Source organism: Ornithinibacter sp., from assembly GCF_035443565.1.
GTDB lineage: Bacteria > Actinomycetota > Actinomycetes > Actinomycetales > Dermatophilaceae > Fodinibacter.
Genome location: NZ_DAORSO010000005.1, coordinates 1 through 2,942 on the forward strand (window position 1 = coordinate 1; position 2,942 = coordinate 2,942).

Below are 2,942 nucleotides of genomic sequence, written 5' to 3' on the forward strand. Positions count from 1 at the left end.
AACCATTAGCGAAGAGGGCCCACCAGTCATGGTGGGCCCTCTTCCGCATTCCCCGGCACATTGTCGATGAGCTCGTGCGACACCAGGGGCAGTCGCTGTGTCCGCAGGGGCGAGGAAGGTCCGTAGACTTGGTTGGCGCCCGACGCGGTGTCAGCACAGTGAGCGGGTGTCGCGTGCGGAGTGCGTGGCACACGAGGTCGGCCGGTGACAACAGTCAACGCGCGGCCCCGAACAACAGGAGATGATGGCGTGACCGAGGACAGCAACATCGAGCGCCCGGAGGGCGAGCCCTCGCGGGACGGTGTGTCGGAGCCTCGGCGTGACCAGAGCCGCCCCCCTCGGTCATCCTCCTACGACCGGGCCCCCCGCCAGGGTGCTGCGCCCGGCCCCGGCGGGCCTGACCGTCGAGGTGGGTCGCGCAGTGGTGAAGACCGTCGCACCGGCGGCCATCGGGGCGCTGGTCCGGATCGCCGCCGTGACGATCGCAGTGGTTCCGGGGCCCGTCCGCAAGGCCGTGATGGGCGTGACACCGGTCGTGAGGGGAAGCCCGCTCGAGCCGGCGAGCGCGATGACCGTGGAGGGAGCCGGCTCGCCCCCAAGAGCCCCCGGCTGCCCGAGCCCCGCATTCCGGACGAGGTGACGGGCAAGGAACTCGACCGTGCTGTGCACCAGCAGTTGCGCACCCTGTCCAAGGAGAACGCGGAGGGGGTGGCTCAGCACCTCGTCATGGTTGCTGCAACGCTCGAGGCCGACAACCTCGAAGCGGCCCTGGCCCATGCCGAGACGGCCGTGCGGCGTGCTGGGCGCGTGCCGGCAGCCCGCGAGGCGCTCGGCATGGTGGCCTACAGGCTCGGTGACTTCGCGCGCGCCCTGACCGAGTTCCGGACGGTGCGCCGCCTCAGTGGTTCCAGCCACCTGCTGCCGCTGATGGTGGACTGCGAGCGAGGGCTGGGCCGGCACTCACGTGCCCTCGAGCTGGCAGCCACGCCCGAAGCACGCACGCTCACCGAGGACGAGCGGCAGGAGTTGGCGATCGTGGTGTCGGGCATCCGGCGAGACCTCGGCCAGGATGACGCGGCACTGGTCGCGCTCCAGATCCCTGCGCTGCGCCGTGCTGCGGGTCCGTCCGTGTGCCGGCTCCACTACGCCTACGCCGACGTCCTTCTCGGACTCGGCCGCGACGAGGAGGCGCGCGCCTGGTTCCTCAAGGCCGTCGAGGGAGACGTCGACGCGGTGACGGACGCCGTGGAGCGACTCGAGGAGCTCGACGGGATCGTCGTCGAACTCGGTGAGGACGACGAGGACGACGGCGCTGAGCTCTCCGAGGTGACGGCTGTCGCTCCGGAGGACGTGTGAGCCGGCCGCAGACCCTGGCTGCGCGCTACGCCGCCATCGTCTGCGACCTCGACGGGGTCGTCTACCGGGGCCCGACGGCGGTCCCGCATGCGATCGAGGCCCTCACGAGCAGCAACCTCCCCGTCATCTACGCCACGAACAACGCGTCACGCACTCCTGAGGACGTCGCCGCTCACCTGCGCGACCTGGGCCTGGACTGTGAGCCCGGTGACGTCGCAACCAGCTCGCAGGCCGGCGCACGGCTGGTGGCGGACAACGTGCCCCCATCCAGCAGGGTCCTCGCCGTGGGCGGCCCGGGAGTGTCTGCCGCACTGGTCGAGGTCGGCCTGGTCCCGGTCGTTCCGGCCGACGGACTCGGGCACGACGTCGTGGCCGCGCTTCAGGGGTACGGCGCAGGGGTCACTGCGTCAGACCTCGCGGAGGTTGCCTACGCCGTGCAGGCCGGAGCGACCTGGGTGGCGACGAACACCGATGCCACCCTCCCGACCGACCGTGGTGTCGCACCGGGGAACGGCTCGCTCATCGGCGCGGTGCAGCGTGCGGTCGGTCACGCTCCGGACATGGTCGCCGGCAAGCCGTCAGCGCCGCTGTATCTCATGTGCGCCGACCGGCTGGCGATTCCGGCAGAGCGCGTCCTGGCGGTCGGTGATCGGCTCGACACCGACATCGAGGGGGCCGTCGCCGCGGGCATGGACTCCCTGCTCGTCCTGACCGGTGTCGACGATCTCGCTGCCTGCCTCGAGGCGCCACCCCACCGGCGCCCCACCTGGGTCGCGCCCGACCTGCGCGCCCTGAACGTGGACCCGGACGCAGAGGGTGATTGGCTCCACGCATTGTCACGAGCAGTGGTCGCCGTCCACCGGGCACGGGACGCTGGAAGCCCTGCCTCGGACATCGCCGCACTGAGTGAGTCGGCCGAGTCCGTGCTCGCAGCGGTCCGCTTTCGGTAGCGTGGGCGACAGCGGGTGGCCGACGGGGCTGCCAGATCGAGGAGGATCCATGGCCAAGAACTCCATCCAGGGCTACGTCGAACTCGCCTCCGGGCTGGGTGACCTCACCCGAAGCCGGGCGAAGGAGGCGGCTCAGGAGATCATCGCCCTCGCCAGCCAGGACACCTCGCGCAAGAAGCTCGCCAAGCAGGCCAGTGCGCTGGCCGACGACCTGCTCAAGGCGGCCGAGGCCAACCGCAAGCAGATCGTGCGCCTCGTGCGGCGCGAGGTCGACTCCGCCGTCGGCAAGCTCGACGTCGACCGCCTCACCCGTGAGGTCCAGGGACTGGGCGCAACGGTGGCTGCCCTGGCCTCCCAGGTGGAAGAGCTGGCCCGAAGCGCCGCCTCCGTCGAGATCCGCGGTGCGGCAACCGTGGTCTCCGAAATCGTCGAGGTCGCCCCTGAGCCGGTGAAGGCCGCGGCGAAGAAGGCTCCCGCACGGGTGGCGAAGAAGGCGCCAGCGAAGAAGGCCGCCACGAAGGCGACTCCCGCCAAGGCGGCCGCAAAGGCTCCGGCTGCCAAGGCGCCGGCGAAGAAGGCCGCCACGAAGGCGGCTCCGGCGAAGAAGGCGAGCGCCACCACGGCGAAGGCGGCCGC

3 protein-coding genes are annotated in these 2,942 nt (G+C 71.2%); all 3 read left to right on the forward strand.

What is annotated here, in order from left to right:
* Positions 1-636: 636 nt before the first annotated feature.
* Positions 637-1,356 carry a tetratricopeptide repeat protein gene (locus PLL68_RS01345; RefSeq protein WP_324530926.1) on the forward strand — a complete coding sequence of 240 codons (720 nt, stop codon included), beginning with the start codon at positions 637-639 and terminating at the stop codon, positions 1,354-1,356.
* Positions 1,353-2,306, forward strand: coding sequence for an HAD-IIA family hydrolase (locus tag PLL68_RS01350; RefSeq protein ID WP_324530927.1), 954 nt, complete (start codon positions 1,353-1,355; stop codon positions 2,304-2,306). The genes PLL68_RS01345 and PLL68_RS01350 overlap by 4 nt, the downstream gene beginning before the upstream one ends.
* Before the next feature lie 49 nt (positions 2,307-2,355).
* Positions 2,356-2,942: hypothetical protein (locus tag PLL68_RS01355; protein WP_324530928.1), on the forward strand; the 587-nt coding region annotated here is incomplete at its 3' end.